Genomic DNA, 6,989 nt, shown 5'->3' with positions numbered 1-6,989 from the left:
TCGGGCCGTGGGATGTGACCAGTCATGATGTGAACAGTACTCCTACCCCTTAGGGAAGTGGGAGACCCTGTCCGGTCAGTTCGGGGGCAGCTTCAGGACTTTTCCCACTCTATTACTCTTCCGTTCTCTTCCTTCTACTATAATCTAAACACCGAAGGATTAATCAATCTTCGATAAGGGATATGTCGTCCTGAATGTTCCAATCCAAGTAGGCATATCTACTCCGAGACTTGCTTTCCTTAGGCTTAGGTGACTCAATACGGATAGGCTCAATGATCTTGGGTCCTTGGTTGCTATATTCTACATCAAGGTAGGGACACTGACCGATTTCTTCTATGAAGGCTTCTTGTAGCGCCTTGATGACTTCGGCTTCATCGCTCCGCTTGCAGATCAAACAATCATGGACCGGGTATGCGACTATAGGTGTCTTACGCTGTGCTAGACTTAGTAGGGCTTTGACTATGATGCTACTTTCTACGAACATTAGAGTTCCGGCCTCTCTGTCCATATTCTTAATAAACGGGAACGCCTCAATAATCTGATTGTAGTAGAACTTAGCAGGCACTTTCTTGGGAAGATTGTATTCCTTCTGTAGTGGAATGGGTTTGCCGTTGCCGTCTTTCTTCTTGCCCTTGGGAAGTCTGTTCTTCTTGGGTGAACTGGACAGCAGAGCCGAGACCAACTCCTTTGCGAAACTCCTCATATGCGGGGGGCCTGAACGCACAAACTCGATACGCTGATAGGGGTCCGATCCTAAGTCGATTTCTGACTCACCGAAGAGAACGTTGGCTAAGGATACAAAGCTTCCTTTAACGTCGATTTCACAAACTGCCTCTCCATCAATGGTGAAGTGCAGTCGATCCGCCGCCTTCTTGTTCTGCCAGCCACCATAGATGCGCCCTCCTTTGTCTAGCCGTCCATCATTGAAGATTCGCTTGCCCCCCGCCCACTCCTCGTCCTCAGGGCTCCTCAGGGGATGAATGACCATGACCTTGTTGATCGCCCTCATGTCCGCCTGTAAGGCCTCATACTGCCCCTTGAACTGGCTTAGTCCGAGGATCGCCCCCTTCGGCTTCTCTCCTCCGGCGAAGGCATACCCCTCGGGCTTGCTGTCCCTGACCTGGATCGCTGGCCCTGTCCCATGTGGCTTGAACCGAAGAGCATCCGGCGCAACCTCCTTGCGGGCTTGGTAGACGGCACTCAGCCCCTTGCCCTTCTTTGGCCGCTCGGCCTCCTGAGCAAGAGACAGCTTCCCTGAGGCCAGCAAAGCCCTCATGACCCGTTGGGCAACATCATACCCGTAGGCTGCTTCTCGATAGGTTGCCTCCCCCATGGGCCAGCAGACCAACCCTGACGGCGCGGTTTTCACTGCTATGAGGAAGTCAGACAGACAGCGAAGAACCTTCCGTTGGGTGGTAGGACGGCTGCCCTCCAAGAGACCAAGCCCGTCAGCCAAGGATGAAACATAGGCTTTTGTAGCTTCATCCTGAGGCTCCCAATCTTGCTGAACCCAACTATCCCCTGTGATCTTGGGAGATTTCTCTACCTCTCGAACGGGGGTGTTTGTTATCCCAAAATCTTCATGCTTGTAGTGCAAGTACTTGCTCCCCTTCAACTTAGCTCTTAATTATCAATGCCTTATAGGTCCAGACAATCTCTGAACAGGCAAGGTCGCGGCGTGAGTATTTCCGCACTATAAACAATGATGTAGCCCCGCATTTGACGAGACTGAGACTTCATTGTGATTGTCCCGGCAGCTTATCTGCGGACGCTTCTTTCGTTAGCCCCACGCCCGCCGAGCGCACCCCGAAGATTGGAAGGCTCTAAAACGCCTATTCTGTCTGTCAGGATCGACGGAACGACCCTCGGACGGGTCCACCTACCCGACGACACGAAAGGGGCTTCCTTGACCGTAAAATCCCGCCACTCCCTAAGGGCTTTCCCGCCCCGGCATCACACATGAGTAGAGGAATAAGTTGCTGGCCCGCTGTGACCACTCAAACGGTAACATTAGACTGATTCAGGTTGCCTATGTGACTGCTGTGGGTGTAGTCTAGAATCATATGTTACTAGCGGAGCATCACATGGCGCGGGTAGGCTATCGCCGGGTCAGCACAGAGGATCAGAACCTAGACCGTCAGGACCTAGGCCCAACCGACAAGCTCTTTGAGGAGAAGCTGTCCGGCAAGTCAGCCGCAGACCGCCCCGCGCTACAGGCCATGCTCGACTATGTGCGAGAGGATGACGTTGTGGTGGTCCACTCCATCGACCGACTGGCGCGGGACCTGCGTGACCTCCAAGCCATCGTCCAGCGGCTCAACGACAAGGGTGTAGCCATCACCTTCCTGTCCGAGCGACTGACCTTCTCCGCTGACAGCGACGATCCTCTAGCCAATCTACAGCTACAGATGATGGGGGCCTTCTCCGAGTTCGAACGGAACATCATCCGTAAGCGCCAAGCGGAGGGCATCGCCCAAGCCAAGGCGAGGGGCGTCTACAAGGGACGGAAGCCCACCATCGACCGCGACAAGGTGCGTAGCCTCAGGGAACAGGGCCTCTCAACATACCAGATCGCTGACCAACTGAAGATCAGCCGCATGAGTGTGCATCGCATTTTGAACGGCTGACGTGAGGTTCCAAGTAGATGCATCATCATGGCGAAAGGCTGACTACAAACAAGTGCTATAGAACGACCTGACCTGAAGAAAGAAGCGGAGACTCGAATTGACTGTGTGTGCATATGTCCACTCGGACGGGGTCGCAGCTATCTTGAGCGATCTACTTGTGACCTCAGGGCCGAATGTCATAACCCCAACAACCTATGGGTCGGTGAGCTTGGAAGGCAGATACCTCGCGGGCCTGACTTCGAAAGCACTAGTTATACCCGAAAACGCTGCCGTCTTCGCATTTTCTGGAGCAGAAAGCAGAATTCGCGACTTCACGGAGTCTTTCCCAGACTACTATCGTTCGCTTGCTGACACTGACAGGCCCATGAGAACAGCAGGAGATTTAGTCAATAACTTCAACGAAGGGCTTGATCAGTCAGAGGCCATTAGTGTTATCGGCTTTCAATCGGCCTCGCTGAACGGACAGCCAGCATACAATATTCTTGGTGGACTTGAAAGATACTCTGTTCAGACCGAGCGATTTGATGAATGCTTCGCAATCGGCTCTGGTCGTGAGGTACTACTCAAATTCATTAAGAAGTACTCCGAAATAGTGCCCAGCAACTCTGATGTTTTTCTCAGCGGCCTCGCCAATATCATCAACTTAGCAGGCGCGCTCAACTCCGTGAAGCTTTTCAATGACACTTCCGATAGGCATAAAGACACTTGGGGTGGCTACATCGAGTATAGAGCAGCATATGGACACAGTATAATTGGTCAAACGCAGAACTGGTCTCACGTAGCCGTTGGCATAGACTTGTCTGGCAATTCCCCGCGAATGTCCGAGCACGTAAAGCAGTACCATTACTGGCCGGGATCAAAGCGCCTGCTGACGACCTTTCGATCCGATAACGGCGAAGGTGTCGTGGCAAGCGAATGGAGAATAAAATCTTTACTCTCGCCCAACGACAATGTAGCCGGGCCTGCACATTGGAATTCCTTTACTCCAGATTTTGTAACTGTTTGCTATAACTTCCGAAAAGGAAGAATGTCAAAGTCAGGTCATTACACCTACGAGGGCCGGGCTCTAGGAGCAGGCCTGTCTAACGCTCCGAATTCCATTTGGTTGACCCTCAGTCCTGACTTTATTAAAGACGAAATTGAGAAGTTTATGCCACATCTGCCAATATAAGGCTCAACGCACCCTGAACGTCTGACCTGTCCTGCTTGTAGTTCCACAGGGGGAGAGAACCTTAGGGTCCCCCCGAAAACTGGCCAAGGAATCACGAGAGGGACGGCTACCCCTTTGAGCGGCTACACAAAAAATTGAAAAACTAAACGCTACACTGTCCGAGGGTGGTCCGCTCTTCAGAGTATGTAGGGTGGTCAGCGTGGGTGGGAGGCGTGGGTGGTTTCTTTGAAGCACCCTCTTGCAAGTATATATAAATAAACAACTTTCTCAGATCATGCCGAAGTGGCGGAGGAGGTGGGATTCGAACCCACGGTGGGGTCGCCCCCACGGCGGTTTTCAAGACCGCAGCAATCGACCGCTCTGCCACTCCTCCGGTCCCGTCCTGATAGGGGGCTGCGCCGGCCTTGAAAAGGCGCTTCACGTCGGCGTGCGGCACCCGCCCGGACGCGCGGCCGCCTTTCCAACCCCGCCGCCGCCTTTCCAACCCCGCCGGGGATCGCTATCCTGCCGCGCGGCGGCGCTAGGCTCCGCGCTCCGCCGCGCGCGGACGGAACCGCACGCGAAGGAACGGGCCGGCCAACGGCCCGGGGCCGGCACCCGCCGGCGAGGCACGAGGGACGGACGATGACGGGCGGACCGGAAGGACAGGGCAAGGCGGGACGGCGACGCGGCGGGGCGGTCGCGGCCAGCGCCCTTCTGGCCGTCGCGCTCGCCGGCTGCGCCCGCCCCGAGGCCCCCCAGGCCGTCGCCGCCGCGCAGGAGGCCCCCGCCCCCGATCCCACCCTCGCCCCCGGCGACATCCCCGCGCCCGAGGCCTTCCATGCGACCGAGCCCGGGCTCTGGGACGGCCGCCCCTCGCTCGGCGGCCTCTGGGTTGCCCATCCCGACGCGGCCCAGCCCGAGCGGGTCCGCATCCTCAACCTCGACACCGGCCAATCCGTCACCGGAGCCCTCTTCCGGCGCGAGCGCGATCTCCCCGGCCCGGCGCTCCAGGTCTCCTCCGGCGCCGCCGCCGCGCTGGGGATGCTGGCCGGCGCGCCCGCCACCCTCGACGTGCTGGCGCTCCGCCGTGCGACCACCGCCTCCTCCGACACCCCCATCGCCGGGGGCGACATCGTCGCCGCCTCCGACAACGCCGCCGATGGCTGACCCTTCCACCCCCGCCCCCGGGAGGACCCCGATGACCCGCCTGCTCGCCGCCCTCCTCGCCCTCGCCGCCCTGCCGCTCTCCGCTCAGGAGTTCGAGACCGCCGCCCGCGCCGCCTGGGTCTACGACGACACCACCGGCACCGTGCTGCTGGAGAAGAACGCCGACCAGCCGCTGCCGCCCGCGTCGATGTCCAAGCTGATGACGCTCTACATGGCCTTCGACGCCATCGAGCGCGGCCAGCTCGCGCTCGACCAGACCCTTCCCGTCTCCGAGCACGCCATGAGCTACGGCGGCTCCTCGATGTTCCTCAACACGCTGGACCGCCCCACCGTCCACGACCTGCTGCGCGGCGTCATCGTGCTGTCGGGCAACGACGCGACCGTGGTCCTGGCCGAGGCGCTGTCCCCCGACGGCACCGAGACCGGCTTCGCCGCCCTGATGACCGAGAAGGCGCGGGAGCTCGGCATGACCGACTCCCATTTCGTCAACTCCAACGGCTGGCCCGCCGCCGGGCAGGTCATGTCCGCCCACGACCTCGGCGTGCTGGCCGAGCACCTGATCGAGGACTTCCCCGAGTTCTACCCGATCTTCTCCGAGCAGGAGTTCGAGTTCGATGGCCGCGTGCCCTCCAACTCGCAGAACCGCAACCCGATCCTGGGCCTGGGCATCGGTGCGGACGGCCTCAAGACCGGCCACACCGAGGAGGCGGGCTACGGCCTCGTGGGCTCGGCCAAGCAGGGCGACCGCCGGGTGATCTTCGTCGTCACCGGCCTCCCCTCGACCGAGGCGCGGCGCACCGAATCCGAACGGATCATCAACTGGGCCTTCCGCCAGTTCGCCGTGCGCGAGGTCGGGACCGCCGGCACCCGCCTCGCCGAGGCCGAGGTCTGGATGGGCGCCGCCCCCCGCGTGGGCCTCGTGCTGCCCGCCGACCTGTCGGTGCTGGTGCCCGCCTTGGGCGATGACGCCGTGCACGCCTCGATCTCCTACGAGGGGCCGCTCGCCGCGCCCATCGCCCAGGGGCAGGAGGTGGCCGAGCTGGTGCTGACCCGCGAGGGCCTGCCCGAGATGCGCCTGCCGCTGGTGGCCGAGGCCGAGGTGCCCAAGGGCGGCTTCGTCCCCCGCGTGGGCACCGCCCTGCGCGTGCTGATGGGCAAGGCCGGCCTGACCGCGATCCCCGTCCTCGCGCCCGCCACCGAGGAGCCCGCCACCGAGCCCGCCTCCACTGGGCCCGCCCCGTCCGAACCGGCCCCGGCCGAGCCCGCATCGGACGAACCCGCCGCGCCCGCCTCCGAACCCGCTCCGGCCTCCCCCGGCGGCGAGACCTTGCAAGATGGCGACTGACGGCCCCGGCCTCTTCGTCAGCTTCGAGGGCATCGACGGCAGCGGCAAGTCCACCCAGGCGAGGCTCCTGGCCGAGACCCTGCGCGCCACCGGCCGCGAGGTGGTGCTCACGCGCGAGCCCGGCGGCTCCCCCGGCGCCGAGGAGATCCGCCGCCTCGTCCTCACCGGCGACCGCGCCCGCTGGTCGCCCGAGACCGAGATCCTCCTGTTCACCGCCGCCCGCCGCGACCATCTGGAGCGCACGATCCGCCCCGCCCTCGAACGCGGGGCCATCGTCGTCACCGATCGCTTCGCCGATTCGACCCGCCTCTACCAGGGCGCGACGCGCGGCGACCTGCGCGCCGTGGTGGACCACCTCCACGACCTGATGATCGGGACGGAGCCCGACCTCACCCTTCTCATCGACATGGACCCCGCCCGCGCCCTCGCCCGCAGCCTCGCGCGGCTGGGCTCGCCGCCCGAGCCCGCCGCAGGCGCCATGGCCCTGCCGGAGGGGCCGGGTGCCCAGCACGCCCCCACCAAGGAGAGCTCCGGCCCCACCATCGCCGCGACCGTCGCCCTCCTCGCCGCGCGCTCCGACGCCGCGCCGGTCGAGGCCGCGCCCATCGCCGACGCCCTCCCCGAGGACCGGTTCGAGACCTTCGGCCTCCCCTTCCAGGAGCGCATTCGCGCGGGCTTCCTCGACCTCGCCCGCACC

General features: G+C 61.7%; 5 protein-coding genes, 1 tRNA gene and 1 pseudogene. 5 read left to right on the top strand and 2 right to left on the bottom strand.

Annotated elements, in window-relative coordinates; translation table 11 throughout:
• Nucleotides 1–163: 163 nt before the first annotated feature.
• On the bottom strand, nucleotides 164–1,597 hold the full coding sequence (locus J2Z33_RS11010; protein ID WP_209840754.1) for a hypothetical protein: 1,434 nt from the start codon (nucleotides 1,595–1,597) through the stop codon (nucleotides 164–166).
• Between the two features lie 487 nt (nucleotides 1,598–2,084).
• On the opposite strand from J2Z33_RS11010, the gene J2Z33_RS11005 reads away from it, so the two are divergent.
• Both J2Z33_RS11005 and J2Z33_RS11000 read left to right on the top strand, forming a co-directional pair.
• A complete protein-coding gene (locus J2Z33_RS11005; protein ID WP_209840752.1) occupies nucleotides 2,085–2,627 on the top strand; it encodes a recombinase family protein in 543 nt (180 codons plus the stop codon).
• Nucleotides 2,628–2,991: 364 nt separating this feature from the next.
• Nucleotides 2,992–3,798 carry a hypothetical protein gene (locus tag J2Z33_RS11000; RefSeq protein ID WP_209840750.1) on the top strand — a complete coding sequence of 269 codons (807 nt, stop codon included), beginning with the start codon at nucleotides 2,992–2,994 and terminating at the stop codon, nucleotides 3,796–3,798.
• 283 nt (nucleotides 3,799–4,081) lie between these two features.
• Here J2Z33_RS11000 and J2Z33_RS10995 read toward each other — a convergent pair.
• A tRNA-Ser gene (locus J2Z33_RS10995) sits at nucleotides 4,082–4,171 on the bottom strand.
• Nucleotides 4,172–4,422: 251 nt separating this feature from the next.
• Between J2Z33_RS10995 and J2Z33_RS18370 the strand changes: the two genes are divergently transcribed.
• The 3 genes and pseudogenes from J2Z33_RS18370 to tmk all read left to right on the top strand — a co-directional run.
• A complete protein-coding gene (locus J2Z33_RS18370) occupies nucleotides 4,423–4,947 on the top strand; it encodes a hypothetical protein (RefSeq protein WP_342454170.1) in 525 nt (174 codons plus the stop codon).
• A 31-nt stretch (nucleotides 4,948–4,978) separates the two neighbouring features.
• Nucleotides 4,979–6,292, top strand: a complete 1,314-nt coding sequence (locus J2Z33_RS10985) for a D-alanyl-D-alanine carboxypeptidase family protein (protein ID WP_209840748.1) — start codon at nucleotides 4,979–4,981, stop codon at nucleotides 6,290–6,292.
• Nucleotides 6,282–6,737: pseudogene (tmk, locus tag J2Z33_RS10980) on the top strand (dTMP kinase); the annotation flags it as partial. The gene J2Z33_RS10985 and the pseudogene tmk, both read left to right, overlap by 11 nt.
• Between the last annotated feature and the right edge of the window lie 252 nt (nucleotides 6,738–6,989).

This window comes from Rubellimicrobium aerolatum, from assembly GCF_017872975.1.
GTDB lineage: Bacteria > Pseudomonadota > Alphaproteobacteria > Rhodobacterales > Rhodobacteraceae > Rubellimicrobium > Rubellimicrobium aerolatum.
Note: the sequence above shows the minus strand (reverse complement) of the source record. Positions and strands in the feature narration are given on the sequence as shown.